Source organism: Kitasatospora sp. NPDC056273 (assembly GCF_042268845.1).
Lineage (GTDB): Bacteria > Actinomycetota > Actinomycetes > Streptomycetales > Streptomycetaceae > Kitasatospora.
On record NZ_JBHJSJ010000009.1, the window covers coordinates 155,474 to 180,792 of the forward strand.

23 protein-coding genes and 1 pseudogene are annotated in these 25,319 nt (G+C 75.8%); 13 read left to right on the forward strand and 11 right to left on the reverse strand.

Translation table 11 applies throughout. The features are described 5' to 3' along the window. Positions 1-13: 13 nt before the first annotated feature. Positions 14-622 (reverse strand): histone deacetylase, encoded by a 609-nt coding sequence (locus ACFCY1_RS11485; RefSeq protein WP_375874312.1) that lies wholly within the window; start codon positions 620-622, stop codon positions 14-16. Positions 623-1,179: 557 nt separating this feature from the next. Between ACFCY1_RS11485 and ACFCY1_RS11490 the strand changes: the two genes are divergently transcribed. From ACFCY1_RS11490 to ACFCY1_RS11500, 3 genes are all read left to right on the forward strand, one after another. Continuing rightward, complete coding sequence (locus ACFCY1_RS11490) at positions 1,180-5,166, forward strand: Pls/PosA family non-ribosomal peptide synthetase (RefSeq protein ID WP_375874313.1); 3,987 nt, start codon at positions 1,180-1,182, stop codon at positions 5,164-5,166. Between the two features lie 101 nt (positions 5,167-5,267). After that, entirely contained in the window at positions 5,268-5,510 is a 243-nt protein-coding gene (locus ACFCY1_RS11495; protein WP_375874314.1) for a DUF4287 domain-containing protein, read from the forward strand. A gap of 29 nt (positions 5,511-5,539) precedes the next feature. Next, positions 5,540-6,124 (forward strand): short chain dehydrogenase, encoded by a 585-nt coding sequence (locus ACFCY1_RS11500; RefSeq protein WP_049658590.1) that lies wholly within the window; start codon positions 5,540-5,542, stop codon positions 6,122-6,124. 88 nt (positions 6,125-6,212) lie between these two features. Here the strand turns inward: ACFCY1_RS11500 and ACFCY1_RS11505 are convergent, their stop codons facing one another. Further along, the gene (locus tag ACFCY1_RS11505; protein ID WP_375874315.1) at positions 6,213-6,938 is read right to left on the reverse strand and encodes a class I SAM-dependent methyltransferase; all 726 of its coding nucleotides are present in this window, start codon (positions 6,936-6,938) and stop codon (positions 6,213-6,215) included. A gap of 275 nt (positions 6,939-7,213) precedes the next feature. Here ACFCY1_RS11505 and ACFCY1_RS11510 point away from each other — a divergent pair, with 275 nt between their 5' ends. The 4 genes from ACFCY1_RS11510 to ACFCY1_RS11525 are packed head-to-tail and all read left to right on the forward strand — an operon-like array spanning position 7,214 to position 9,933. Continuing rightward, positions 7,214-7,333 (forward strand): lasso RiPP family leader peptide-containing protein, encoded by a 120-nt coding sequence (locus tag ACFCY1_RS11510; RefSeq protein ID WP_107086612.1) that lies wholly within the window; start codon positions 7,214-7,216, stop codon positions 7,331-7,333. Between the two features lie 10 nt (positions 7,334-7,343). Continuing rightward, on the forward strand, positions 7,344-9,173 hold the full coding sequence (locus ACFCY1_RS11515; protein ID WP_375874316.1) for an asparagine synthase-related protein: 1,830 nt from the start codon (positions 7,344-7,346) through the stop codon (positions 9,171-9,173). Next, the gene (locus ACFCY1_RS11520; RefSeq protein WP_375874317.1) at positions 9,173-9,508 is read left to right on the forward strand and encodes a lasso peptide biosynthesis PqqD family chaperone; all 336 of its coding nucleotides are present in this window, start codon (positions 9,173-9,175) and stop codon (positions 9,506-9,508) included. The genes ACFCY1_RS11515 and ACFCY1_RS11520 overlap by 1 nt, the downstream gene beginning before the upstream one ends. Beyond that, positions 9,505-9,933 (forward strand): lasso peptide biosynthesis B2 protein, encoded by a 429-nt coding sequence (locus tag ACFCY1_RS11525; RefSeq protein WP_375874318.1) that lies wholly within the window; start codon positions 9,505-9,507, stop codon positions 9,931-9,933. Before ACFCY1_RS11520 ends, ACFCY1_RS11525 begins: the two co-directional genes overlap by 4 nt. 55 nt (positions 9,934-9,988) lie before the next feature. On the opposite strand, the gene ACFCY1_RS11530 is transcribed toward ACFCY1_RS11525, so the two are convergent. Both ACFCY1_RS11530 and ACFCY1_RS11535 read right to left on the reverse strand, forming a co-directional pair. Continuing rightward, positions 9,989-10,765, reverse strand: coding sequence for a MerR family transcriptional regulator (locus ACFCY1_RS11530; protein WP_074001095.1), 777 nt, complete (start codon positions 10,763-10,765; stop codon positions 9,989-9,991). 4 nt (positions 10,766-10,769) lie between these two features. Then, positions 10,770-11,894: a serine hydrolase domain-containing protein gene (locus tag ACFCY1_RS11535; RefSeq protein ID WP_375874319.1), complete on the reverse strand. Its 1,125-nt coding sequence runs from the start codon at positions 11,892-11,894 to the stop codon at positions 10,770-10,772. A 443-nt stretch (positions 11,895-12,337) separates the two neighbouring features. On the opposite strand from ACFCY1_RS11535, the gene ACFCY1_RS11540 reads away from it, so the two are divergent. Then, positions 12,338-12,928 (forward strand): hypothetical protein, encoded by a 591-nt coding sequence (locus ACFCY1_RS11540; protein WP_234348478.1) that lies wholly within the window; start codon positions 12,338-12,340, stop codon positions 12,926-12,928. 64 nt (positions 12,929-12,992) lie between these two features. On the opposite strand, the gene ACFCY1_RS11545 is transcribed toward ACFCY1_RS11540, so the two are convergent. The 3 genes from ACFCY1_RS11545 to ACFCY1_RS11555 form a co-directional block, all read right to left on the reverse strand. Next, positions 12,993-13,625: a flavin reductase family protein gene (locus ACFCY1_RS11545; RefSeq protein WP_375874320.1), complete on the reverse strand. Its 633-nt coding sequence runs from the start codon at positions 13,623-13,625 to the stop codon at positions 12,993-12,995. A gap of 170 nt (positions 13,626-13,795) precedes the next feature. Beyond that, positions 13,796-14,374 (reverse strand): carbonic anhydrase, encoded by a 579-nt coding sequence (locus ACFCY1_RS11550; protein ID WP_049654174.1) that lies wholly within the window; start codon positions 14,372-14,374, stop codon positions 13,796-13,798. 235 nt (positions 14,375-14,609) lie between these two features. Continuing rightward, complete coding sequence (locus tag ACFCY1_RS11555) at positions 14,610-15,764, reverse strand: PP2C family protein-serine/threonine phosphatase (protein ID WP_074001092.1); 1,155 nt, start codon at positions 15,762-15,764, stop codon at positions 14,610-14,612. A 244-nt stretch (positions 15,765-16,008) separates the two neighbouring features. On the opposite strand from ACFCY1_RS11555, the gene ACFCY1_RS11560 reads away from it, so the two are divergent. Further along, positions 16,009-16,443, forward strand: coding sequence for a helix-turn-helix transcriptional regulator (locus ACFCY1_RS11560; RefSeq protein WP_375874362.1), 435 nt, complete (start codon positions 16,009-16,011; stop codon positions 16,441-16,443). 5 nt (positions 16,444-16,448) lie between these two features. Continuing rightward, positions 16,449-16,865 carry a VOC family protein gene (locus ACFCY1_RS11565; RefSeq protein WP_049654179.1) on the forward strand — a complete coding sequence of 139 codons (417 nt, stop codon included), beginning with the start codon at positions 16,449-16,451 and terminating at the stop codon, positions 16,863-16,865. Between the two features lie 26 nt (positions 16,866-16,891). Here ACFCY1_RS11565 and ACFCY1_RS11570 read toward each other — a convergent pair whose 3' ends face one another. Beyond that, the gene (locus tag ACFCY1_RS11570; RefSeq protein WP_375874321.1) at positions 16,892-18,226 is read right to left on the reverse strand and encodes an FAD-dependent monooxygenase; all 1,335 of its coding nucleotides are present in this window, start codon (positions 18,224-18,226) and stop codon (positions 16,892-16,894) included. 168 nt (positions 18,227-18,394) lie between these two features. On the opposite strand from ACFCY1_RS11570, the gene ACFCY1_RS11575 reads away from it, so the two are divergent. After that, positions 18,395-18,787, forward strand: a complete 393-nt coding sequence (locus ACFCY1_RS11575) for a RidA family protein (protein ID WP_375874322.1) — start codon at positions 18,395-18,397, stop codon at positions 18,785-18,787. A 178-nt stretch (positions 18,788-18,965) separates the two neighbouring features. Then, positions 18,966-21,173, forward strand: coding sequence for an MMPL family transporter (locus tag ACFCY1_RS11580; protein ID WP_375874323.1), 2,208 nt, complete (start codon positions 18,966-18,968; stop codon positions 21,171-21,173). Positions 21,174-21,282: 109 nt separating this feature from the next. Here the strand turns inward: ACFCY1_RS11580 and ACFCY1_RS11585 are convergent, their stop codons facing one another. After that, positions 21,283-22,101, reverse strand: coding sequence for a hypothetical protein (locus ACFCY1_RS11585; protein WP_375874324.1), 819 nt, complete (start codon positions 22,099-22,101; stop codon positions 21,283-21,285). A 200-nt stretch (positions 22,102-22,301) separates the two neighbouring features. On the opposite strand from ACFCY1_RS11585, the gene ACFCY1_RS11590 reads away from it, so the two are divergent. Next, complete coding sequence (locus ACFCY1_RS11590) at positions 22,302-22,985, forward strand: hypothetical protein (protein WP_375874325.1); 684 nt, start codon at positions 22,302-22,304, stop codon at positions 22,983-22,985. Between the two features lie 26 nt (positions 22,986-23,011). Here ACFCY1_RS11590 and ACFCY1_RS11595 read toward each other — a convergent pair whose 3' ends face one another. Both ACFCY1_RS11595 and ACFCY1_RS11600 read right to left on the reverse strand, forming a co-directional pair. Continuing rightward, on the reverse strand, positions 23,012-24,664 hold the full coding sequence (locus ACFCY1_RS11595) for a trypsin-like serine protease (protein ID WP_375874326.1): 1,653 nt from the start codon (positions 24,662-24,664) through the stop codon (positions 23,012-23,014). A gap of 89 nt (positions 24,665-24,753) precedes the next feature. Further along, positions 24,754-25,319: pseudogene (locus ACFCY1_RS11600) on the reverse strand (hypothetical protein); the annotation flags it as partial.

The window sequence follows — 25,319 nt, forward strand, 5'->3', positions numbered from 1 at the left end:
GCCACGGCCGCGCCTACAGCAGCAGCGCCGCCACCTCCGCCGGTGTCCAGTGCCCGGCCGCGCCCGGGCGGGTGGCGAGGTAGCCGGCCGTGCGCCAGGGGCCCCAGCCGTGGGACTCGGCCAGGCCCGCCGCCAGGGTGCGCAGGTAGGGCGGGGTGGGGGCGTTGAGCTCGGCGCCGGCCACGCCCCGGGCGGCGGTGAAGGTCAGCAGCGGGTGGCCGTCCGACTCGCCGACGTGCAGCAGGGTTTCGTAGCGGCCCGGGCCCAGTTCGGCGCGCCCGGCGGCGAGCACCGGGGCGAGGTCGAGGTCGGTGCCGGGGGAGCGGCGCATCTCCTGGGCGGCGATGTCGCTGAACTGACCGACCGTCACTAGATAGGCCCGGCAGGGGACTTCGCCGGGAAGGGCCGGGTCGTAGAAGGCCGAGCCGCCGCCCCAGGTGAGCGAGTGGTCGGCGAAGTAGAGCACGCCCGGCAGTACGGTGGCCACCACCCGGCGCGGCGGGCGCGGGTCGCGGCTTCCGGGGTGGGTCTGCGCCCCGCCGTCGGGGCGGCCGCCGCGCAGGTAGCGGGCGAGGCGGGCGGCGTGCAGGTTCGAGCCGTACGCCACGTACCAGACGAGCACCTCCCCGCCGCTCTCCCCGCCGCTCTCCCCGCTGCTCTCCGTACCGCTCTCCCCGCCGCCCTGCCCGTCACGGTTCCGGTTCCGGTCCCGGTCTCGCCCAGCCGAATCCCAGTCGGGCGCGCCGCTGCCCAGCCCGCTCACAGGAAGGAGCCGCGGTGTGGGCTGCGAAAGACTCCCACAGGAATATGTGAAAACCGTGAACACGCCAGTGATCCGACCAGAACCCCCCGATTCGGCAGCGGCCCCTTCACTACTGGTAGCGAATCGGTCGCCATGGTGTTCATCACTCTTCTCGCTCCCGTCGCACCGCTCCGGTATTCGGCGATTACTCTTCACCAGCGAAAACGATCGGAAACCAGCGAAATAGCATTCGATTCATACCGTTGCTGCCCTCGCGTGGCATCGATGATGAGAATTTTCTTTGATCGATTCCTCACTGCATCCAGCCGACTCCCAGCGGAGTCATGGTGAGTGGGCGCACCCAGCAGGTGACAAAGGCGTCACCCCGCGTGATACCCGTACGCGCCCCCAGGACCCCGGAGCCAAGGAACCCATCCATGGACGCACGCCACGAAACGGCCGGCCCCGGCACGCTGCACCGCCCGAACCCGGGCCCCGTGGCGGGCTGGCCGGCGGCCCAGCCCGCCCACCCCCGCAGCCTGCTCGACATCATCGCCGCCACCGCGCAGGCGCACCCCGGCGCGCCCGCGCTCGACACCGGCGACACCGTCCTCGACTACCGCGCCCTGCTGCACGAGGTCGAGACCCTCGCCGGGCAGCTGGCCGGCCACGGCATCGGCCGCGGCGACCGCGTCGGGGTCCGCATCCCCTCCGGCACCGCCGACCTCTACATCGCGATCCTCGCCGTCATGCGCTGCGGCGCCGCCTACGTGCCCGTCGACGCCGACGACCCCGACGAGCGCGCCGAGATGATCTGGCAGGACGCCGCCGTCTGCGCCGTCCTCGGCCCCGGGCGCGCCCTGCACGCCCCCACCGACGCCCGCCCCTCGGGCCGTCCGGCCTGGCCCGCCCCGGCCGACGACGCGTGGATCATCTTCACCTCCGGCACCACCGGCCGCCCCAAGGGCGTCGCCGTCACCCACCGCAGCGCCGCCGCCTTCGTCGACGCCGAGGCCCGCCTCTTCCTCCCGCAGCAGCCGCTCGCCCCCGGCGACCGCGTCCTGGCCGGCCTGTCCGTCGCCTTCGACGCCTCCTGCGAGGAGATGTGGCTCGCCTGGCGCCACGGCGCCTGCCTGGTGCCCGCCCCCCGCTCCCTCGTCAAGGCCGGCACCGACCTCGGCCCCTGGCTCGTGAACCGGCGCATCACCGCCGTCTCCACCGTCCCCACCCTGCTCGCCCTGTGGCCGCAGGACTGCCTGGACGCCGTCCGCCTGATCATCGTCGGCGGCGAGGCCTGCCCCGCCGAACTCGTCGACCGCCTCGCCACCGGCGGCCGCGAGTTCTGGAACACCTACGGCCCCACCGAGACCACCGTCGTCGCCACCGCCGCCCGCATGCTCCCCGGCCAGCCGGTGCGCATCGGCGCCCCCCTCGACGGCTGGGAGATCGCCGTCGTCGACCAGGCCGGCCACCCCGTCCCCTGGTACGAGACCGGCGAACTGCTCATCACCGGCGTCGGCACCGCCCGCTACCTCGACCCCGCCAAGGACGCCGAGAAGTTCAGCGCCCACCCCGCCCTCGCCTCGCCCCGCGTCTACCGCAGCGGCGACCTCGTGCGCAACGAACCCGAAGGCCTGATCTTCCTCGGCCGCGCCGACGACCAGGTCAAACTCGGCGGCCGCCGCATCGAGCTCGGCGAGATCGACGCCGCCCTCCAGGCCCTGCCCGACGTGCGCGCCGCCGCCGCGGCCGTCCGCAGGACCCCCGCCGGCGCCGACCTGCTCGTCGGCTACCTCGTCGCCCGGCCCGGCACCACCCCCGACCTCGCCACCGCCCGCCGCCGGCTGCTGGAGCGCTTGCCCGCCCCGCTGGTGCCCGTCCTCGCCCTCGTCGACTCCCTGCCCACCCGCACCTCCGGCAAGGTCGACCGCAACGCCCTGCCCTGGCCGCTCGCCACCACCGGCACCGCCCCCGCCGCCCGGGCCCTGGACGGCACCGCCGGCCGGCTCGCCGCCCACTGGGAGCGCCTGCTCGGCACCGCCCCCGGCCCCGACGACGACTTCTTCGCCCTCGGCGGCTCCAGCCTCACCGCCGCCCGCCTCGTCTCCGAACTGCGCACCCGGCACAACGGCGTCTCCGTCGCCGACCTGTACGCCCACCCCGTCCTCGCCGACCTCGCCGGCTACCTCGACACCCTCGCCCCGGCCGCCGCCCCCGAGGAGACCGTCCTCGACGACGCCGCCTCCTCCGCCGTCCGCGGCCGCACCGTGCGCCGCACCCCCCGCAGCGCCGGCCTGTGGCAGACCCTCCTGCTCCTGGGCATGTTCTCGCTCGCCGGACTGCGCTGGATCCTCCTCCTGATGGCCCTCGACAACCTCACCGGCAGCCACCTCGCCTGGGCCCCCCACAGCTCCTGGTGGCCCGTCGGCGCCGGCCTGCTCCTCCTCTACAGCGCCCCCGGCCGCACCCTGCTCGCCGCCGCCGGCGCCCGCCTGCTCACCGCCCGCATCCGCCCCGGCAGCCACCCCCGCGGCGGCCACGTCCACCTGCGCCTGTGGGCCGCCGAACGCTACACCGCCATGTTCGGCACCGCCGCCCTCGCCGGCACCCCCTGGGCCCCCCGCTACGCCCGCGCCCTGGGCTGCCGCGTCGGCCCCGGCGTCCAGCTCCACACCCTGCCCCCCGTCACCGGCCTCGCCCGCATCGGCGCCCACGCCTCCGTCGAACCCGAAGCCGACCTCGCCGGCTGGTGGCTCGACGGCGACACCCTCCACCTCGGCCGCATCGACATCGGCGACGGCGCCCGCATCGGCCACCGCGCCACCCTCATGCCCGGCGCCCGCATCGGCGCCGGCGCCGAGATCGCCCCCGGCTCCTGCGTCACCGCCACCACCGCCGTCCCGCCCGGCGCCCACTGGACCGGCTCCCCGGCCCGCCCCGATACCACCGCCCCCGCCGACTGGCCCACCGCCCCCGCCCCCGCCCCGCGCGGCTGGAACCTCGCCTACGGCGCCGCCTTCGCCCTCTTCGGCCTCGTCCCGATCCTCGCCGCGCTGCCCGCCCTGGCCATCGTCTACCCGATGATCGACAGCGACGCCACCCTGCTCGGCGCCCTCGTCCAGCTCCTGCCCGCCACCATCCCGCTGGCCGCCCTCACCGTCGTCTGCTACGCCACCCTCATAGCGCTCCTCGTACGCCTGCTGTCCCTCCCGCTGCACCCCGGCCACCACCCCGCCACCGGCCGCGTCGCCTTCTGCGCCTGGGCCGTCAGCCGCCTCAGCGACACCGCCCGGCGCACCCTCTTCCCCTTCTACGCCAGCCTCTTCACCCCGGTGTGGCTGCGCCTGCTCGGCGCCCGCGTCGGACGGCGCGTCGAAGCCTCCACCGTGCTCGCCCTGCCCGGCCTGATGCGCGTCGACGACGGCGCCTTCCTCGCCGACGACACCCTCGTCGCCCCGTACGAGCTGCGCGGCGGCTGGCTCCGCCTCGGCCCCGCCCACGTCGGACGCCGCTCCTTCGTCGGCAACTCCGGCATCGTCGGCCCCGGCCGCCACCTGCCCGACAACTCCCTCGTCGGCGTCCTGTCCGACACCCCCGCCCACGCCCCCGAAGGCTCCTCCTGGCTCGGCCGCCCCGCCTTCGCCCTGCCCCGCGTCGCCGACACCGGCGCCGACGCCCGCACCTACAACCCGCCCCGGCGCCTGATGTGGGCGCGCGCCGGCGTCGAACTCTGCCGGCTGCTGCCGATCGTCCTCGCCGCCCTGCTCGGCGACCTCGTCCTCGCCACCCTGCAGGAACTGCGCGACGACTACGGCCTGGCCGTCGCCCTCGGCACCGCCGGACTCGTGCTCACCGCCGCCGCCGTCGTCGCCTGCGCCGTCACCACCGCCGCCAAGTGGCTGCTCGTCGGACGCTTCCGCGTCGCCGAACACCCCCTGTGGTCCTCCTTCGTGTGGCGCAACGAGCTCTACGACACCTTCGTCGAGGAACTCGCCATGCCCTTCGGCGGCCACACCATCACCGGCACCCCCTACCTGAACGTGTGGCTGCGCAGCCTCGGCGCCCGCATCGGCCGCGGCGTGTGGTGCGAGACCCACTGGCTGCCCGAGACCGACCTGGTCACCGTCGAGGCCGGCGCCAGCGTCAACCGCGGCACCGTCCTGCAGACCCACCTCTTCCACGACCGCGTCATGCGGCTGGGCCCCGTCCACCTCGCCGCCGGCTCCACCACCGGCCCGCACTCCATCGTGCTGCTCAACGCCTCCCTCGGGGCCGGCAGCACCGTCGGCCCGGCCTCCCTGGTCATGCGCGGCGAGAACGTCCCCGGCGGCGGCCGCTGGCTCGGCAACCCCGTCGCCGCCTGGGACGCCGACCCCACCCCGCCCGCCGGCCGGCGCCGCCACCGGGCCACCGCCGGGGTGTGACGCGAATCACCCTGGCGGGGCGATGAGTTCGCGGTGCGGTCACGGTCTACCTCCGTGACCGCACCGCTTCTTCTTTCCCGCCCTCCCGAGAGGAACCGCCCATGACCGCCGCCCCCGCCGCGAAGACCGCCGCGAAGGCCCCCGCCGTAAAGGGCCCCGCCTCCTATTTCCCCTCCATCGAGAAGAAGTACGGCCGCCCGGTCGAGGAGTGGAAGGACCTCATTCGCGCCTCCCCGCTCGCCAGGCACATGGAGCTCGTCGCCTGGCTCAAGACCGAGCACAACATCGGCCACGGCCACGCGAACGCCCTCGTCGCCCACACCCTTGCCGAAAAGTCCTCCTGAGAGGGCCACTTGATGCGATCATCGACGGCATGAAGGTACTCGTGATCGGAGCCTCCGGCACACTCGGCAGCGCTGTCGCCACCGCCCTGGAGAAGGAGCACCAGGTCGTACGGGCCTCGCGCAGCGGCCCGGTGACGGTCGACCTGGAGGACTCCGACTCCCTGGACGCGCTCTTCGCCGGCCTGCCCGACCTCGACGCGGTCGTCTGCTGCGCCGTGTCGGGCCCGATGGTCGACTTCGCCACGGCGACCGACGAGGAGTTCCTCGCCGGGCTGCAGGGCAAGCTGCTGGGCCAGATCGCCCTGGCCCGGCGCGCCCAGCACCACCTGCGCGACGGCGGCTCCATCACCCTCACCGGCGGCACGTTCACCACCCCGATGGTCGGTGGATCGCTGGGCGCCGTCATCAACACCGGGCTGGAGGGCTTCGTCCGCAACGCCGCCGCCGAACTGCCCCGCGACCTGCGGATCAACCTCGTCAGCCCCGGCTGGATCGCCGAGACGCTGCAGCTCCTCGGCCGGGACCCGGCCCCGGGCATCCTCGCCGTCGACGCCGCCCGCTCCTACGTCACCGCCGTGGAAGGCCGGACGAACGGGGAGACCCTGCTCCCCTGAACCGCCGAGCCCGCGCACAGGAAGTCGGCCCGGCCGACTTCCCGCGCACGGCACCCCGGAGCGGCGGGTGTTACGGAGCGGCGGGGGGTCACGGGCGCCGGGCCACGAAGACGAACTCCCGCCCGGGCCGGTCGGGAGCGTCGCGGACCTCCTCCAGCACGTAGCCGTGGGCGGCCAAGTCCCGCTCCACCTCCGCCCGTTCCCGGAAGCGCAGCGTCGAATCCGACGTCAGCACCTGCCCGTCCACCGCGAACACGTACGTCCACCGGAACGTCACCAGCGGCCCGCGTACCCCGACCAGGTCGACCCAGCTCTCGACGGCCCCCGCGCCCGGGACCTCCGTCACCCGGTGGGAGTGCTCGCGCGTCCACTCCTCCCAGGCGCGGGCGCCCGGATCGCGGGTCTCGAAGACCAGCCGCCCGCCGGGCCGCAGTGCCGCGAAGGCCCCCCGCAGCGTCCCCCGCCAGGCCCGCGGACCGGCGATCGCCTGGGCGACGTTCGCCGTCATCGTCGCCAGATCGGCGCGCAGCGGCGGCAGGTCCGTCGCGTCGCCGTGGATCCACCGCACCCGCCCGGCACCCGGCTTGGCCCGCGCGACCTCCACCGAGGCCAGGGCGGGGTCGACGCCGACCACCTCGAACCCGCGGCCGGCCAGCAGGAGCGCGAACACCCCCGTGCCGCAGCCGATGTCCAGCACCCGGCGCGCCCCGAACTCCCGTGCCATCGCCAGGTAGGCGTCGAGGTCGCCGCGGTCGGGGTCGAGCGGGTCGTAGAGCGCGGCGAGCCGCGGGTGCCCGAAGCATGCGTCAGCCATGGGACGACCGTAGGCGAGACCCCGTCCGGCAGCGGACAGGTCTACACCATTTCGTCCGGAGCTGGCCGAATCCGGCCTCCCGCCCGCCGCCCCCGCCACCCGCTCGCCCGGGTGCTCAGCAGTCCCGCGAGCGCCTGCGGCCACTCCCGCCCGGGCCGTCGGGTTCCGGCCGAAGGCCCCGGCGCCGCTTGTCCGTCGGCGAACCGACGAGGAAGAGTAGGAGCACCGCCGGCCGGCGATCGTGTCCAACTCCCCGCACAAGAGAGGACATTGCCATGACCGACGACGTGTACGAGCCCCCGGTGATGATCGAACTCGGCGACTTCGCGGACCTCACCCGGGGCTTCGACATCGGCAACCAGTCCGACGTCCACGGCTACTACCTCGCCCCCTGAGGACCGCGCCGTGAACGGCCACCGGCGGACCTGGTTCGTGGTCCTGCCGGACACCGACGCAGCAGCCGCGGTGGCCGCGGTGTGGGGCACGGCCGAGCGCCGTGCCCTGCACCACCCCAGCGGCCGCCCCTGGATCCTCGGCCACTGGCCGGCCGACGAGGCGGTCACCGCCCGGGCCGGACCGGTCGCCCTGGCCGTGTTCGGCACCAGCGACACCGACACCCACCAGCTGCGCCGCCGCGCCGAACACCTCCGCGACCCGCGCGACGCCCTCGCCCTCACCCACACCGACGGCCCGGCCGGCAGCCACCACCTGATCGCCACCGTGCACGGCACCGTCACCGCACGCGGCTCGCTGTCCGGACTCCACCGCCTCCACCTGGCCGAGGTCCACGGCGTCCCCGTCCTGTCGGACCGGGCCGACGTCCTGGCCGCCGCGGCCGGCCTCGCCCCGTCCACCGAACGCCTCGCCCTGCGCCTCGCCCACCCCCTGCCGCACCCCGCCGACACCCTGCCCCTGTGGCCCGGCATCACCCCCGTGCCACCGCACCACACCGCCCTGCTCGCCCCCGGCCACCCCGCCCGCACCCTCGCCCACTGGCAGCCGCCCGCCCCCGAACGACCCCGCGCCGAAGCCGCGACGGCCCTGCGCCACGCCCTGCACCGCGCCGTCGCCGCCCGCACCCGCGACGGCGGCCTCGTCGCCGCCGACCTGTCCGGCGGCCTCGACTCCACCCCCCTGTGCTTCCTCGCCGCCACCGGCCCCGCCGAGCTGCTCACCGTCACCATCGGCTCCCTCGACCCCCACCACGAGGACGCCCCCTGGGCCGACCGCGCCGCCCGCCACCTGCCCGGCACCCGGCTCGTCCTGCCCGCCGAGGACCTCCCCGCGATGTTCGCCGACACCGACACCCCCGGCCCCCAGGGCGACGAACCGTTCGCCTGGACCCGCACCAGGGCCCGCGACGAGGCCGTCGCCCGCCTCCTCGCCGCCCGCGGCGCCCGACTGCGGATCAGCGGCGAAGGCGGCGACGAAGTCCTCCAGACCCTCCCCGCCTACCTGCGCACCCTCGCCCCGCGCCACCCCGCCACCGCCGCCCGCCACCTGCGCGGACACCGCGCCCGCCTGCGCTGGAAACTGCCCGACGCCCTCGGCGCCCTCGCCGACCCCCGCCCCTACCCCGCCTGGCTCGCCCACGCCGCCGACCGCCTCACCCACCCCGCGCCGCCCACCACCCAACTCCTCGGCTGGGGAACCGAACCCCGGCTGCCGCCCTGGGCCACCCCGCACGCCGCCGCCCTGGTCCGCGACCAGCTCAAGGCCCTGCGGGGCGCCCGGCCCCTGGCCCCGCAGCACGCCCAGCACCAGGTCCTGCGCATGGTCCGGCACAGCGCCTCCGCCATGCGCCAGCTCGTCGACGCCACCGCCCGCGCCGGCACCCCGTACAGCACACCCTTCCTGGACGACCAGGTCCTCGACGCCTGCCTGGCCGCCGACCCCGCCACCCGCGGAACCCCCTTCGCCTACAAGCCCCTGCTCACCACCGCCCTCGCCCCGGACGTCCCCGCCGACCTCCTGCGTCGCACCGGCAAGGGCGACTTCACCCCCGACGCCCACCAGGGCCTCGCCCGCCACCGCGCCCGAATCGCCGCCCTCACCGAGGACAGCGCCCTGGCCCGCGCCGGCCTGATCGACCCCGACGCCCTGCGCCAGGCCTGCCTCGGGCTCTACCCCACCGGCACCCCCTACGCCGCCCTGGACGCCACCCTCGCCTGCGAACACTGGCTGCGCGCCCACGGCAGCCGCCACCGCACCGCCACCACCACCGGAGGGACCTGATGCCCGCCCAGCTGCGCCCCGACGTGACGCTCACCCCGACCGACGACGGCGCCGTCCTGCTCGACGAGCGCTCCGGCCGCTACTACCAGCTCAACCGGACCGCACTGCTCGTCCTGCGCTCCCTGCTGGACGGCCGCACCGCCGAGGAGACCGCCGCCGACCTCAGCGCCCGCCACCCCGTCACCGCCGACCGGGCGCGCGCCGACGTCGACCGGCTGCACGAGACCCTGCGCACCGCCGGACTGGTCACCACCGGACCGGGCGCCGGCGGACAGAGCACCACCGGACCGGGCGCCGGTGGACCGGACGGCACGGGAGCGGGCACGGCCGGATGAGCCTGTACGCCCACGCCACCCGCGCCGGCCGCCCGCCCTGGCACCGGCGGCCCGCCGCCCTCGCGGCGATCGGCGCGGCCCGGCTGATCGAGCGGCTCCCCCCGGCCCGCATCCGCCGGGTGATGCTCGCCCTGCGCCGCGGCGCCCGGCCCGCCGACCGCGCCGAGGCCCTCGCTGCCCGGCAGGCCGTGGTCGCCCTCAGCATGCGCTGCGCCGGCCAGGGCTGCCTCCAACGCTCCATCGCCACAGCCCTGTTGTGCCGCACCCGGGGCACCTGGCCGACCTGGCGCACCGGCGTGCGCACCGCCCCGTTCCGCGCCCACGCCTGGATCGAGGCCGAGGGCGGCCCCGTCGACGAGCCCGCCGAACTCGCCCACTTCCACCCGCTGATCACCATCGCCCCGGAGCCCCGGCCGGGCTGGTGACCGGCGGAGGGCCGCGCGGGAAGTCGGCCCGGCTTCCCGCGGGCGGCCGGGGGCGCTACCGGTGCGGGGACGGGACGCCGGCGGCGCGCAGCCGGGCCTCGGTGAGCGCGGTCAGCCGGGCCGAGACCGGGGCCTGGTCGTCGCGGTGGCGGTCGATCAGCCGGTACTGGGTGGCGGCCCTGGCCCAGGCGCGCAGGCCGGCCGGGTCGCCCAGCAGGGCGGGGTTGGCGAGGTAGTGGTCGGCCATGGCGGCGGCGAGCTCCTCGACCCTCGGATCGTCCGGCTCCCAGGCCTCGGCCTCCTGGCCGCGTCTGGTCAGCTCGACGAACCCCGGGTCGTCCAGGCGCAGTTCGAGCTGGGCGAGGAGGCCGTCGAAGCCCTCCGGCACCAGCGCCCGCGCCAGCACCAGGGCCTCGCGCTGCGCCGCCACGTAGTCGGGGCCGAAGCCGAGCCCGGGCATCCGCTCCAGGACCGCGCAGGCGCGGTCGGGCAGCAGGGCCCGGTCGCCGTCGGCGAGCCGGTGCAGGGTGTCGCGGCGCGCGGTCAGTTCCGTGATCCGCTCGGTCAGGCGCCGCTCCACGTCGGCGAGGGCGGTGGCGAACCGCTCGCCGTCGGCGTCGAGCAGCGGCCCGACCTCCGCCAGCGGCACCCCGGCGGCGGCCAGCGTCCGGACCTGCACCAGCCGCAGCAATTCGCCCGACCCGTACCGCCGGTAGCCGGAGGCGTCGCGCAGCGGCTCCTCGACCAGCCCCTGCCGGTGGTAGTGCCGCACCGTCTTCACCGTGACGCCGACGTACGCGGCCGCCTGCCCGATCGTGACTCCGTTTGCCATCCGTTCAGCCTGCCGTACGACCGGATGCCGTGGGGCCGGGCCCGGTGCCGAACACCTCGTCGACGAGCCGTCGCTGGGCGCTCTGGAACGCCGCGGCGACGGACACGTCGGCGTCGTCCACGTAGGTCAGCCCGGCGGTCAGGGTGGTGCCGCCGTCCGGCGAGCCGTACATCAGCGCGGCCGAGCCGATGGTGGCGCCGTTGTGGTGGAAGACGGTGCCCGTGTCCGTGGCCTGGGCGAAGATCCCCAGCCCGTAGCCGACCGTCGCCTCCGGCGCGCGCATCTCGGCCAGCAGGCCGGGCGGCAGCAGCCGGCCGCCCATCAGCGCGGAGAAGTACACGTGCAGGTCCCGGGTGGTCGAGATCATGTCGCCGCCGCCCGAGACCCAGGACGGGTTGTGCCGGGTGACGTCGACCGTCCGCTCCCGCCCGGCGTCCTCGTAGCGGTAGTAGCTGCGGCCGTGCGGCTCGGGCACCTCCGGCGAGGCGCCCGGGGCCACCGTCCCGGTCAGCCCCAGCGGCTCCAGGACCAGCCGCCGCAGCTCCTCGGCGAACGGCCGGCCGGTGACCCGCTCGACCACCAGCCGGGCCAGCACGTAGTTGGTGTTGGCGTAGCTCCAGCGCGCCCCCGGCGCGAACCGCGCCGGCCGGGACAGCGACAGCCGCACCAACTCCTCGGGCCGGTAGGTGCGGAAGCGGTCCTCCACCCACTCCCGGCCCCGCCACGGAACCCCCGGCACGAACGTCCCGTCCTCCTCCAGCTCGCCGGTGTGGTTGAAGATCCCGCTGGTGTGCTGGAGCAGCATCCGCACCGTGATCCGCCGGTCCAGCCCGAACCCGGGCAGGTGGTCGCCGGCCGGGTCGTCCAGGGCCAGCCGGCCCTCGGCCACCAGCATCAGCACCGAGGTCGCGATGAAGCTCTTGGTGACGCTGCCGACGCGGAAGTGCCCGTCGGCCGGCGGCCTCTCCTCGCGGCCCAGCTCGCGGGACCCGGCGGTGCCGACCCACTCGCCGTGCGCGTCGTTCACCCGCACCTGCACGCCGAGGAAACCGGATCCGGCGATCTCCTCGACCGCCCGTCGCAGCTCCGGGCGGTCCGGGCCGTGGGTGGAGCGGTGGGTGGTGGACATGCTGCCCCCTCGTATCGCGGGGCCCGCGTCGTCGTCGGGCCCGATGGGAGGAGCCTCCACCCTGACCCAAGGTCAACCTCAACCGTGTTCCGGCTCACAGGCGCGGCCCGCCCACGCGAGGCGGGAGGCGCGGGAGGCGGGGTGCGGCGCCGGGTGGGTGGGCGGGGGAGCCCGGAGGCCGGGGCCGCCGTCGGCACGATCGGGAAGGCGGCGGCCCCGGCCCCGGTACGGGTTTCCGTACGGGCGGGGCATCGACCGCGGGGTTGCCCGTACGGCTGCGGTCGGCACCCATTCCACGACTTCAACAGGACTTGAAGTCAAGCCCCGCCCGAGGCGAGGCCCCGCCCGAGGGTGCCGCTCCGGGGCCGGGTAGCCTCGCTCCCGGCGGGGGCCCGCGGGGGACGGACACGTACACAACGGACAAGACGGACAGGGGCGGGCGGATGACGGAGCAGCACACGTACTGGCGGGCGTCGGACGGTTCGGCGGTCAGCGCCAGCCAGGCGCACATCGTGTGGACCAGGGCGGCCTACCCGGCCCTGGTGGAGGTGGCGCGCCGCTACCACGCGGTGATCAGCTACCCGGACCTGGCCGAGGCGGTGCAGGAGGCCTCGGGGGTGCGCACCCGGATCAACCAGCGGCACTGGATAGGCAAGGTGCTGGCCCTGGTGATCCGTGAGGCGCACCGGCGCGGCGACCCACCGCTGACGGCCCTGGTGGTGCACGCCACCGACGGCAAGGTCGGGCCCGGCTACCAGGAGGTGCTGGCGGTGGCCGGACAGCCGCCGGTGGCCGCCGAGATGGACCGCGAGCAGCACGCGGCCGCCGCCCGCCTGGCCTGCTACCGGCACTTCGCCGCCGACCTGCCCGCCGACGGCGGCACGCCCGCCCTGGCCCCGCGCCTGCGGGCCTCGGTGGAGCGCAAGGCCGCCGTCGCCGCGCCGCCGCGCCCGCCGGCGATCTGTCCGAGCTGCTTCCTGGAGCTGCCCGCGACGCGGGTGTGCGACTCCTGCGGGGCGACCGTCGCGCCCTGAGCACCACCGGTGAGCGGACGTCCCGCGCGGACATCCGGAGCGGAGGCCCCGGGCGGACGCCACGTCACACGGCGGCGGGCAGCCGCCCGGGCATCTGCCAGCCCTCGGCGAGGCGGGAGGGGGCCAGGCGCCGCCCGTCGCCGAAGAACTCGCAGAACTTCATGATCAGCGGGTCCCAGCCGACCGGGTCGACGTAGTGGTCGCTGCCGGGCACCAGCAGGCCCTCCTCGACGTGGGCGCGCACCACCGTCACCTCGAAGGCGGTGCGCCCGCCGCCCGCCAGCGCCGTCGCCGACTCCACCCGGCACTCCAGCTGCACCGGGCACTCGGCGGCGCGCGGCGCCCGCACCAGCTCGCCGGGCACCTCGGTCAGCCCGGCGGCCTCGAACTTGCGCCGCTCGTGGCGGTAGCCCTGCCGCAGCCGGTACTCGGCGATCCGCGGCTTGGCGGTCAGCAGCGCGAGGGCGTCCACCGCGTCCACCTGCGCGGAGGACGCCAGGTTGAGCACGCACTCGCCCTCGCGCCGCAGGTTCTCGGCGGTCTGCGAGCTGTCGCCCAGGCCGAGTACGCACGACTGCCCCAGCCACCAGGCCGAGGACATCGGCATGAGGTTGGCGCTGCCGTCCTCGTTGCGCGAGCCGATCAGCACCACGGGGGTGCCGAAGTACAGGACCTTGAGATCGATGACCTTGTGCACGGGAGACTGCCGTCCTCGGGAAATGGGGAACCGTTGCCGGTCACCGACTCTGCCGCCGCCCGGACGGGGGCGCTGGCGGTGATCGGACATCGAGTTCCGGAGGATGTGACTCCGGTTTCCCGAGGACGGCGTCCCCGTCCCGGCGACGGGCGGGACGCGGCGGCCCGCCGTCAGCCCACCGGCCCCCGGGCGGAGACCAGCCGGGCCCGGCCGTCGCGCAGCCGGTAGGACAGGCCCACCACGGCCACCTTCCCCTCGGCGATCCGCGCCGCCAGCGCCTGCGAGCGCTCCACCAGCAGGTCCACGGTCTGGCGGATGTGCTCGTCCACGATCCCGTCCCGGTCCTCGATGCCCGCCGCCCTGGCGGACAGCACGCTCGGGGTCACCCGCTCCACCACGTCCCGGACGAAACCGCCCGGCAGCTGCCCCTGCTCCAGGGAGTCCAGCGCCGCCGCCACCGCACCGCAGGAGTCGTGCCCCAGCACCACCACCAGCGGGCAGTCCAGCACGCTCACCCCGTACTCGATGCTGCCCAGCGCCTCCGCGCCGGTGACGTGCCCGGCGGTGCGCACCACGAAGAGGTCGCCCAGGCCCTGGTCGAAGATGATCTCGGCGGCCAGCCGGGAGTCCGAGCAGCCGAACAGCACCGCGAAGGGCCGCTGCGCCGGGGCGAGCGCCGCGCGGCGCCCGGCGTCCTGGTTGGGGTGCTCGGGGTTGCCCGCCACGAACCGGGCGTTGCCCTGCATCATCACCCGCAGCGCCTGGGCGGGGTCGGTCAGGAAGTCGTCCGTCGGACCGTCGAGCCGGGTGGGCTCGGGGCTGGGTATCGGTGTGGGGATCATGCCTGCACCCTAGATCGCCGCAGGTGGAGCCCGCAGCCGGGGGTCAAGGGCCGGACGGCCCCATGGACGGTCCCGAACGGCCCCGTACGGCCGTGTACAGCCCCGTACGGCCCTGTTCGGTCCGTCCCGGGCGGCTACCGGGCTACCGGGCCGGCGGTTCCGGGGCGGGGCGCAGGGCGAGGACGGTGACGTCGTCGCGGCTGCTCCCGCCGCTCCAGCGCCGGGCCCGCCGGTCCAGGGCCTCGGGCAGGGCGTCGGCGGGGACGGCGGCGAGGTCGGCCAGGCCCCGTTCGACCGGGTAGAACGCGCCGGAGGCGTCCTGGGCCTCGGTGATGCCGTCGGTGAGCAGCACCAGCACCCCGTCCCCGGGCAGTGTGAAACGCCGCTCGGGGCGCGGTTCGCCGGTGGCGGCCAGGGCGGCGAGGCCGAGCGGGAGCCCGGCGTCCAGGGGGACGGGCTCCACCCGGCCGTCGGGGCGCAGCAGGTAGGGGGAGAGGTGGCCGCAGTTGACGGCCCGCACCTCGGTGGCGCGGCCCTCGTCGTCGGTGCCCCCGTCGTTGCTGTCCGGGGCGCGGACGCAGAGCACGGTGGCCGTGACGAACCGTTCCTGCTCGCCGCTCTGCTCCGCGTAGGCGTTGTGCCGCTCCACCGCCGCCTCCAGGGCGTCGGCGACGGCGGTCAGCCGCGGCTCGCGGAAGGCCGCCTCCCGGAAGGCGCTCAGCACCGCGAAGCCCGTCCCGATCGCGAGCAGGCCCTTGCCCTGGACGTCGCCGACCAGCACCCGGGTGCCGTGCGGGGTCTCGGCGACGTCGTACAGGTCGCCGCCGACCATGGCGTCCTGCTCCAGCGGCCGGTACAGCCCGTCCAGGCGCACGTCCGGGGTGGTGACGGGCAGCGGGCGCAGCAGCTGGCGCTGGAGGGCGACGGCGACCTGCCGCATCCGCGACAGCTGCCGCTCGCGCCGCACCCGCCGCGCGCACAGGCCGATCACGGCGGCCTCGGCGGCGACCACGCCCAGCAGGGTGCCCAGGCGGGCCGGCAGGTCCCCGGGCGGGAACAGCACCGAGTGGGCCACCACCACGGCGGTCACCCACACCGAGGCCGCCACCGTCTGGGCCACGGTGCCCAGGCCCGCCAGCAGCGCGGGCAGGAACACCAGCAGCAGCACCAGGCGGGCACTGGTGCCGCTGACCGCCTGGACGAGCAGCACGGCGACGGTCGCGGCCAGCACGCCGAGCACCACCGCCCGGTTGCCGGGCGCGCGCGGGGCGGTGGGCTGCTCGTCCTCGCCGTCCACCCCTGTCGCCCTCTCCGCCGTCCGGCCCCCGCTCCAGGGTGGTCGGCGCGGCGGGGCGGGCGCGAGCGGGCTGCGCCGGGCGGGGGACGGGGTGGACGGATGGGCCGGGCGTCGTCTGTCGGTGGCAGTCGGTACCGTGGCCGGTGTGTCGTCCCCGTCCTCGACCTCGTCTTCTACCTCGTCCCCGTCCGCGGGCCGCGTGCCGCTCGACGACCTCGTGCGGCTGCGCCGGGCCCGGGACCGGATGGACCGCGAGTACGCGCAGCCGCTGGACGTGCCGGCGCTGGCCCGCACCGCGCTGATGTCCTCCGGCCACTTCTCGCGCAGCTTCCGCGCCGCCTACGGCGAGACCCCGTACACCTACCTGATGACCCGCCGGATCGAGCGGGCCAAGGCGCTGCTGCGGCGCGGGGACCTGAGCGTGACCGAGGTCTGTATGGCGGTGGGCTGCACCTCGCTGGGCTCCTTCAGCACCCGCTTCACCGAGCTGGTCGGGCAGAGCCCCAGCGCCTACCGGGCCCGCGACCACGAGCAGGGCGCGGCGATCCCGGCCTGCGTCGCCAAGATCGGCACCCGCCCGGTGCGGCGCGCGGAGGCCAAGGAGGCCAAGGGGGCCAAGGGGGCCAAGGAGGCCAAGGGGAACGGGAGCGACGGCGGCCCCGGTGCTCCCGTAGCGTGACGGGCATGAGCATCGAACTCGCGCAGTGCTTCATCGCCGTCGACGACCACGACCGGGCGCTCGCCTTCTACCGCGACGTCCTCGGCTTCGAAGTGCGCAACGACGTCGGCTTCGAGGGCATGCGCTGGGTCACCGTCGGCTCGCCCGACCAGCCCGGCGTGGAGATCGTCCTGGAGCCCCCGCTGGCCGACCCGCACGCCTCCGAGGCCGACCGCCGGGCCGCCGCCGAACTCCTCGCCAAGGGCCTGCTGCGCGGCGTCATCTTCCGCACCGACGACTGCGACGCCACCTTCGAGCGCATCCGGGCGGCCGGCGCCGAGGTCCTCCAGGAGCCGATGGACCAGCCCTACGGGGTGCGCGACTGCGCCTTCCGCGACCCGTCGGGCAACATGCTGCGCTTCAACCAGCCGCGTACGGCGTAGCCGGGCGGGGGCGTGAGGCCTGAGGCTCAGGCGGTCCGGGCGGGCAGCGTGCGGGCGGGCAGCGGGTAGTCGGGCAGGGCGATGTCGCCGGCCTTGGCGAACTGGGCGGCCAGCACGGGGCGCAGCGGCCAGCGGCCCATCCAGCGCATGGAGGCGGCGCGCAGGCGGATCGCCAGGGCGCTGTCCGGGGCGTAGCCGCCCAGGCCGCCGGGCGGCAGCTCCTGGGCCCGGGTGGCGTAGGGGCGCATCAGCTCCTCGTAGCGGGCGAAGGCGGTACGGAAGTCGCCCGCGGCGGCGGCGAGTTCACCGGCCAGCAGGTAGGCGCCGACCAGGGCGAGGCTGGTGCCGAGGCCGGTCAGGGGGCTCGGGCTGTACCCGGCGTCGCCGAGCAGGGCGACGCGGCCGCGGCTGTAGTGGTCGAGGTGGACCTGGCCGAAGGTGTCGAAGGCGAAGTCCCCGGCGGTGCGCATCCCGGCGAGCAGCCGGTCCACCTCCCAGCCGGCGCCGGCGAAGCGCTCGGCGAGCAGGCGCCGCTGGGCGGCGGTGTCGCGGCGGTCGTAGGCCGCGGGTGCGCGGCGCAGGCCGAGGGAGGCCTTGACCTCGCCGGGCAGCCGGCCGGGGCGGGCGCCGGCGACCAGGCCGCCGGGGGCGTTGTACATCAGGAACCAGCCGTCGAGCTCGCGGGCGAGGGCGGGGTCGTGGACGGTGAACCAGGCGTGGCAGCCGCCGAGCGGCCGGTAGTGGGTGCCGTCTGTGCCGTCTGTGCCGTCGGGGTCGTCGGGGTCGTCGCCGGGGCGGAAGGCGAGGCGGCGGACGGCGGAGTGCAGCCCGTCCGCGCCGACGACCAGGGCGAAGCGGCGGGCGGGGGCGTTCTCGAAGGTGACGGTGACGCCCCCGGCGTCCTGGTCGAGCGCGGTGACGGTGTCGTCCCAGAGGTACTCGACGCCGTCGGTGGCCTCGCGCAGCAGGTCGGCGAGGTCGCCGCGGAGGATCTCGATCTCGGAGACGATGCCCTCGCCGTCGAACAGCCCGACGGGTATCCGGGCGGTGGCCCGCCCGCGCCGGTCGACCAGGGCGATGCCGTGCTGTTCGACGCGCAGCGCGCGGGCCCGCTCCATCAGCCCCATCCGCTCGATCACGGTGCGTCCGGCGCCGCGCAGGTCGACGGCCTGCCCGCCGGGGCGCGGGCCGGCGGCGCGCTCGACGACGGTGGGGGTGAAGCCGTGGCGGCGCAGCCAGTAGGCGAGGGCGGGGCCGGCGATCCCGGCGCCGGAGACGAGGACGTCGGTGGCGGGGCGGTCGGCGGCAGGGACGTCGGTGGCGGGGGCATCGGTGCCCGTCGGGTGGTCCAGGTGTTCCATGCCGCCGAATGTACGCCGTACGCGTCGGCGCCAACAAGCCTTGCCGTAGGGCTATTTGAGACTGGTGCACTAGTGCGGTGGGGTGCTCCGGGGCAGGTCCGGCGGCGCGCGGGGGCGTTCGTGCGGGCAGACGGCCCGACGGGTGCACTAGTGCGGCACCATGGTGCGATGGAGAGCACTCGACAGACAGTCAGTTCCGGCTCGCCCCTCGAACCGCGGATCGGCTTCTCCCGCGCCGTGCGCAAGGGCAACCACGTCGCGGTCGCGGGCACCGCCCCGATCAGCGAGCAGGGCACGACGGTCGGCCAGGGCGACGTCTACGCCCAGACCGTCCGCTGCCTGGACATCGCCGAGGCCGCCCTGCGGGAGGCGGGCGCCACCCCCACGGACGTCGTACGGACCCGCGTCATGCTCACCGACATGAGCCAGTGGCGGGAGGCCGCGCGCGCCCACGGCGAGCGCTTCGCGCAGATCCGCCCGGTCACCACCTTCGTGGAGGTGTCGCGCTTCATCGACGAGCGCTGGCTGGTGGAGGTCGAGGTGGACGCGGTGATCGGCTAGCCGGCGGGGGCGGCCGGCGGGCCGGGCTGCCGGGGCCCGGCGGGCAGAGGTCGTCGGGGTAGGGGCGGCCGGGGCGGAATGAAAGGCGGGACGGGTGCTGTTGTCGCTGGTCGAGATACCCCCACCCGTATTTTTTCGGGCCTCCGGACCTCCCGGACACCCGAGAACGGAGCACCACGTGAACCGCCCCGCCGAAGCCGTACGGCCCGCCGCCCCGCCCCCCGACGCCCCCGGCAGCGGCGGCGCCCCCGAGAACGGCCGACCCGGGCCGCTCGGCCGCCTCGGGGTGTGGTCCACCCGGCACTTCAAGGCCGTCCTGGTCGGCTGGCTGATCGTCGTCATCGGCCTCGGCGCCTTCGCCCCCAAGGTCACCAGCGCGCTGTCCGGCGCCGGCTGGCAGGCCGACGGCTCCCAGTCCGTCCAGGTCCGCGAACTCGCCGAGCGGCACTTCGCCGGCAACGCCTCCTCCGCGATCCAGATCGTCGTCGCCGCCGACCGCCCCGTCACCGACCCGGCCGTCCAGAAGGTGATCACCGAGGCGCACGACCTCGCCGCCGCCGACCCGCGGGTGTCCACCGTCGTCACGCCCCAGCCCGGCGCCACCATCAGCCCCGACGGCCGCACCGCCGTCCTGCTCGCCGGCGCCGCCGCCTCGCCCGACGACATGGTCCGCGCCGCCGACGACCTCAAGGGACCGCTCGGCGCCCTGTCCACGGACGGCGTCAGCGTCCACGCCACCGGCGCCTCCGTCCTGTGGAGCGACTTCAACAAGGCCAACCACGACGCCATGATGAAGTCCGAGGTCATGTCCTGGCCGGTCACCCTCGCCATCCTGGTGCTCGCCTTCGGCTCCCTCGTCGCCGCCGGACTGCCCCTGCTGCTCACCATGGCCGGCCTCGCCGCCTCGGCCGGCTCCCTCGTCCTGATCAGCCACCTCTTCCCGGTGTCCGTCTGGGCGATGAACTTCGCCATGATGTTCGCCCTGGCCCTCGGGATCGACTACGCGCTCTTCCTCGTCATGCGCTTCCGCGCCGCCCGCCGGGCCGACGGCCGCGCCGCCCGCCGCGCCGACGAGGGAGCCGTGCGCGCCGTCGCCGAGACCATGGACACCGCCGGCAAGGCCGTCCTGCTCTCCGGCGCCACCGTCCTGGTCAGCCTCTCCGCCGTGATGCTCGTCCCCTCCCCGGCGTTCCGCTCGATGGCCGGCGGCATCATGCTCGCCGTCCTGTTCGTCCTCGCCGCCACCCTCACCCTGCTGCCCGCCGTCCTCGGCCGCCTCGGCCACCGCGTCGACGCCCTCTCCCTGCCCTGGACCAAGTCCACCCCACCCGCCTCCCCGCGCTTCGCCGCCTGGGGCGAACGCCTCTGGAAGCACCCGCTGCGCTACGGCGCCCTCGCCCTCGCCGCACTGATCGCCCTCGCCGCCCCCGTCATCGGACTGCGCACCGCGATGCCGTCCATCACCGTCCTGCCCGAGGACGCCAGCGCCCGCGCCGGCTACACCGCCGTCCAGCAGGCCTTCGGCCCCGGCGCCCCCGGCACCCTGCAGATCCTCACCCCCACCGACCGCGCCGCCGAGGTCGCCGCCCGGGTCGCCACCACCCCCGGCATCGCCGCCGCCATGCCCGCCCAGGCCGCCGCCGACGGCTCCGGCTGGTCGATGATCCAGGCCGTGCCCACCGTCGACCCCTCCAGCCCCGACCTCTCCGGCACCGTCCACACCCTGCGCGCCGAACTGCCCGCCGACACCATGGTCGGCGGCGCCGCCGTCGAGAACCTCGACCTGCAGCACCTGCTCACCGAGAAGACCCCGCTGGTCATCGGCGTCGTCATGGCCCTCGGCTTCCTGCTGCTCCTCGCCGCCCTGCGCGCCCCGCTGATCGCCGCCCTCGGCACCGCCGCCAGCCTGCTGTCCACCGGAGCCGCCTTCGGCGTCGCCCGCCTGGTCTTCCAGGACGGCCACGGAGCCGGCCTGCTGGGCTTCACCCCGCAGGGCTTCCTGGACGGCTGGGCACCGGTGTTCTTCTTCGCGATGATCTTCGCCATCGCGATGGACTACACCGTCTTCCTCCTCGCCTCCGCCAAGGAGCACTACGAACGCACCGGCGACCCCAAGGCCGCCATGACCGGGGCCCTGGCCCACTCCGGCCGGGTCGTCTTCGCCGCCGCCGGCGTCATGGTCGCGGTGTTCTTCACCTTCGCCCTGTCCGGCCCGCTCCCGCCCAAGGAGATGGGCATCGTCCTCGGCACCGCCGTCCTCCTCGACGCCGCCCTGGTCCGCCTCGTCCTGCTCCCCGTCCTGCTGCGCCTGACCGGGCACGCCGCCTGGCACACCCCCCGCCTGCTGGACCGGGTACTGCCGCGGATCACCTTCTCGCACGGCTGACGGCCCGCCCGTCCCCGTGCGGCCCCTGCCTCCGGCGACCCGCCGGGGGCAGGGGCCGACCGTTGCGGCCACCGGGTACCCGCTTCGCACCGCCGGTCCGGCGTCAGGCTCAGGGCGTGGGCGTGGGCGTGGGGCCGGCGGTCGGGGCGGGGGCGGTCAGGGCGTGGAGCAGGTCCTCGCCGAGGGTGAGGCCGGTGGCGGAGTGGTCGGGCAGCCCGTAGTCGCCGTACCAGTCGGCCGGGGCCTCCGGGTGCGGGCCGCTGACCGCGACCCGGCCCCGGCCGTACGGGGCGACGGCGGCGGCGGTGCGGCCGTTGGGGTAGCGGGCGAGGACGTCCGTGCCCGGGCCGTCGACGTCGAAGTACGGGCCGTCCTGGAAGTACATCCGCTGCGGGCGGCCGCGCCACAGGACGTCGACCAGGCCGTCCTGTTCGTCGGTGACGGTGGCGTCCGGGGAGCGGATGTACTCGCCGGAGTCGCCGGGCAGGAGGTCGAAGCCGGGGTCGCCGGCCAGGTAGCCGCCCATGCACAGCCCCAGGTAGCGGCCGCCGCCGCGCACGTAGGCGCGCACCAGGTCCGGGGAGAAGCCCGGGTCGCGGGCCAGCAGGTCCCACGCGGTGCCCACCTCCTGCCCGTTGGTGCCGCCCGGCTGCACGTACACCGCCGCGTCGGCCAGCGCCGCCGGGCCGAACCGCACCCGCTCCCGGGGCCCGATGAACCGCACCGCGAACCCGGCCCGCTCCAGCAGCCCCCGCGCCGCCTCCGGGCACCCGTCGCAGGCGGCCGGCCCCCGGTACACCAGCGCCGTCGGCCGCTCCTCGCCCCGTTGCGGCAGGGACCTCTCCGCCGGCTCGCCGCCGCACCCCGCCGTCACCAGCACCGCCGCCGCCACCAGTCCCAGCACCCGCCCGACCCGCACTCCCGCCACCCCTCCCGAAGGCCCCGCGCGGCCGCCCCTCGCCGTCCGCCGTGACGACGCTACGGCCCGCCGGGCGCGCACCGGGCGCGCGCCCCCCGATCGGGCGACCCCGTGCGGTCGGGGTTGACGCGCGGGGGTGCGGAGACACCGATGGCCCCCGCGCCGCCCCGAGGGCACAATGACCTGGTCCGACGGGCGGGAGGGGACCCATGGGGAAGACGGACGGCCTGCGGGGCGGGCGCGGACGGGCGGCCGGCGCGCTGCTGCTGCGCGGCCTGCTCGCCCTGCTGGGACTGGCGGTTGTGGCGTTCGGCTTCGTCCGGTTCGACGCCGCGTACGACGCCCGCGGCGCCTACCTCGACGCACCCGCCTGCGGGGCCCGGGCCGCCGGGCCGCAGGAGGACTGCCTGCGCTCGGAGAGCGGCCGGGTGACGAGGAAGTGGGCGGACCCGGGCAACGACTCGACCTCGTACGGGATCGCGGTGGCGCGGGAGAACGGGCCGAGCGACACCTACCCGGTCAGGGAGTCGTTCTACGACGCCGTGGACGTCGGCTCCGTGGTCGAGCTGAGGTTCTGGCACGGCCGGGTCGCCGACATCGCCTACCAGGGCCGCCGCACCGAGCCGCCGAGCACCCCGTGGCTCGCCATGACCGGGGTCGCGCTGCTGGTCGGCGCGGGCACGACGCTGCTGGTCCGCGGCCTGACCGGGACGTTCCAGAGCGAGGGCGACTGGCGGGTCCCGCTGGGAACCGCGATCTCACTGTTCCTCGCCACCGGGTTCGGCGGCGCGCTGATGCTGTCCCAGCACTGGCCGTGGGGCCTGGCGATGGCCGTGGCGGCGGCGGCCTGGCTGGCCGCCGCCGCCCTCGCGGTGGTGCTGGCGCTGCTCTGAGCACACCCGCCGGACGGGTGCGGTGATCAGAGGGAGGCGCTGATCGAGGTGCCGGTGTGGTTGCCGGGCACGGCGGTGAGGTCGAGGTACTCCGGGGCGGTCCAGGTGCCGTCGCCGTGACGGGAGGTCAGCAGCACCCTGTTGTCGGCGGTGGTGACGGCGAACCGGGCGTCGGTGTCGACGGGCGCGGCGCTGACGCTGGTCCCGGCGGCGCCGGCGAGGGAGTCGAACGGCCGCCAACTTCCGTTCGCGTAGCGCACGGTGTGGTACTGCCCGCCGCTCGTGACGACGGCGACGTCGAGGTCCCTGTCCTGCGGGGTGACGGCGACGCCGGTCACCGGCGCGGTGGCCCCGGCGGCCCCGGCGACCGACGTCCAGGAGGACCAGGCCCCGGAGGCGAAGCGACGGGTGTGGGAGACCTTCCCCCCGGACACGGCGGCGATGTGCAGCTCCCCGCCGCGGACGCCGGCGGTGGCGATCGACGTGATGCCGGTGAGCGGCCCGGTCTCGTCGGTGACCACCCCGAAGACGCTCCACCGGCCGTTCGCGGGGCGGCTGCTGTGCAGGAGCCGCCCGTTCGCCACGACGACGATGTGCAGGGCGCCGTCCACGTTGGCGATGGAGACCTGGGTGATGCCGCCGAGGTCGGCGACGGTGGTGTTGAGGTCGACGAACTTCTGGCCCCAGCCGCCGTCCAGGTTGTGGACGGCGTAGTGCAGGTGCCCGTCACCGCCGAGCGCGAGGACGTGGGTGTCGCCGTCGATGCCGACCGAGGAGACGGCGCGCACACCGCCGATGTTCCCGGCCGCCGCCTGGACGTCCTCGTACGGCGTCCACGAACCGTCGTAGAGACGGGTCGTGAGGTACAGGTCGGCGTCGCCGCGCACCAGGGCCCGGGTCTTCCAGCCCCAGGACCTGGCCCGCACCTGCTGGACCCAGCCGGAGACGTCGTCGACCCGGGCGCCGTACGCGCCGGTGCGGGTCTCGCCGGCGGGGGCGCCCAGGCAGCCGCCCTGCCAGGAGCGGGAGGCGACGGCCACCAGCTCGGCCCTGCCGCCCGTCTCGCGGACCACCGGGGCGCCGGTGTCGCCCTTGCAGACCGCCGCGCCGCCCGTGCCGGTGACGCCGAGGCTCGTCGCGCTCACCGTGTCGAGCGAGAACGCGCCGGTGTGCAGCTTCAGCGGCGCCCACTCGTCCTTGGTGCGCCCGTACCCGGGCACCCGCAGCGGCTGCCCGGCGGCGGGGGCGGTGGAGGCGGCCGCGATCGGGGCGATGCCGTCGACGGGCGTCGCGAGGCGGGCCATGACCAGGTCGCGGCCCTGGTACGGCACCAGCTCGGAGACCTCGGACGTCTTGCCGCCGGAGGTGGTCAGGTCGGTGCGGCCGACGGTGGCGGTGGTCTTCCACTTCGGCGCACCGGCGGCCGGGGCCTGCGGCTGCGCCGGGTCGTCGGCGAAGCAGGAGGCGGCGGTGAGCACCCAGTTGCGGTCCACCAGGGCGCCGGTGCAGGTGCGCAGGCCGTCGCCGATCGCCAGGCGGGCGGTGTAGGCGTAGGAGCCGTCGGCGGCGGTGTCGCCGACCACGGCGCCGGCCGGCGCGCAGGTGCCCAGCACGCCGGCGGCGGTGGCCGCGGCGAGTACGCCGGTGCGCCAGGAGCGGGACGGGGTCGTGCGGGGCATGGGGATTCCTCTTCGGGTCAGCGGGCGACGGTCCGCCGGGCGGGGCCGCCGTACCGGGCGTTCGCCGGGGTCGGTACGAGTCGGTGCGGTCAGCCCGTCGTGGGGATCTGGCCGACGATGGACCAGCCGGACCAGGCCCCGTCGCCGGCCTTGGTGGCATGGGCCATGACGCCGTCGGTGCCCTGGCCGAAGACCTCGGCGGTCCGGGTGTCCGGGTTGTAGACCGCGGCGGGGGAGCCGCCGAACTTCCAGCTGCCGGTCATGGTCCAGGCCGACCAGCCGGTGGCGCGGCTCCACGTCGCCCGGTACATGGAGGCGTCGGTGCCGGTGGCGAACAGGTCGAGGGTGTTGGCGGCCGGGTTGTGGAGGATGGCGGGGGTGCCGGCGAACTTCCAGTCGCTGGGGCCGATCACGTACCAGCCGGACCAGCCCTCGCCGTTGGTGTTGTAGAGGTGGGCCATGGTGCCGTCGGTGGTCAGGGCGAAGACCTCGGCGGTCCGGGTGTCCGGGTTGTACACGGTGGTGGGGACGCCGCGGAACTTCCAGGTGCCGGTCATGATCCACGGTGTCCAGCCGCCGGCCCGGTTCCACGTCGCCCGGTAGATGGACCCGTCGGTGCCGGTGGCGAACACGTCGAGGGTGTTGGTGACCGGGT

Coding starts and splice junctions, on each gene's coding strand:
- ACFCY1_RS11490 (WP_375874313.1), top strand. CDS start 1,180: ATGGACGCACGCCACGAAACGGCCGGCCCCGGCACGCTGCACCGCCCG.
- ACFCY1_RS11495 (WP_375874314.1), top strand. CDS start 5,268: ATGACCGCCGCCCCCGCCGCGAAGACCGCCGCGAAGGCCCCCGCCGTA.
- ACFCY1_RS11500 (WP_049658590.1), top strand. CDS start 5,540: ATGAAGGTACTCGTGATCGGAGCCTCCGGCACACTCGGCAGCGCTGTC.
- ACFCY1_RS11505 (WP_375874315.1), bottom strand. CDS start 6,938: ATGGCTGACGCATGCTTCGGGCACCCGCGGCTCGCCGCGCTCTACGAC.
- ACFCY1_RS11510 (WP_107086612.1), top strand. CDS start 7,214: ATGACCGACGACGTGTACGAGCCCCCGGTGATGATCGAACTCGGCGAC.
- ACFCY1_RS11520 (WP_375874317.1), top strand. CDS start 9,173: ATGCCCGCCCAGCTGCGCCCCGACGTGACGCTCACCCCGACCGACGAC.
- ACFCY1_RS11525 (WP_375874318.1), top strand. CDS start 9,505: ATGAGCCTGTACGCCCACGCCACCCGCGCCGGCCGCCCGCCCTGGCAC.
- ACFCY1_RS11530 (WP_074001095.1), bottom strand. CDS start 10,765: ATGGCAAACGGAGTCACGATCGGGCAGGCGGCCGCGTACGTCGGCGTC.
- ACFCY1_RS11535 (WP_375874319.1), bottom strand. CDS start 11,894: ATGTCCACCACCCACCGCTCCACCCACGGCCCGGACCGCCCGGAGCTG.
- ACFCY1_RS11540 (WP_234348478.1), top strand. CDS start 12,338: ATGACGGAGCAGCACACGTACTGGCGGGCGTCGGACGGTTCGGCGGTC.
- ACFCY1_RS11550 (WP_049654174.1), bottom strand. CDS start 14,374: ATGATGCAGGGCAACGCCCGGTTCGTGGCGGGCAACCCCGAGCACCCC.
- ACFCY1_RS11560 (WP_375874362.1), top strand. CDS start 16,009: ATGGACCGCGAGTACGCGCAGCCGCTGGACGTGCCGGCGCTGGCCCGC.
- ACFCY1_RS11565 (WP_049654179.1), top strand. CDS start 16,449: ATGAGCATCGAACTCGCGCAGTGCTTCATCGCCGTCGACGACCACGAC.
- ACFCY1_RS11570 (WP_375874321.1), bottom strand. CDS start 18,226: ATGGAACACCTGGACCACCCGACGGGCACCGATGCCCCCGCCACCGAC.
- ACFCY1_RS11575 (WP_375874322.1), top strand. CDS start 18,395: ATGGAGAGCACTCGACAGACAGTCAGTTCCGGCTCGCCCCTCGAACCG.
- ACFCY1_RS11590 (WP_375874325.1), top strand. CDS start 22,302: ATGGGGAAGACGGACGGCCTGCGGGGCGGGCGCGGACGGGCGGCCGGC.
- ACFCY1_RS11595 (WP_375874326.1), bottom strand. CDS start 24,664: ATGCCCCGCACGACCCCGTCCCGCTCCTGGCGCACCGGCGTACTCGCC.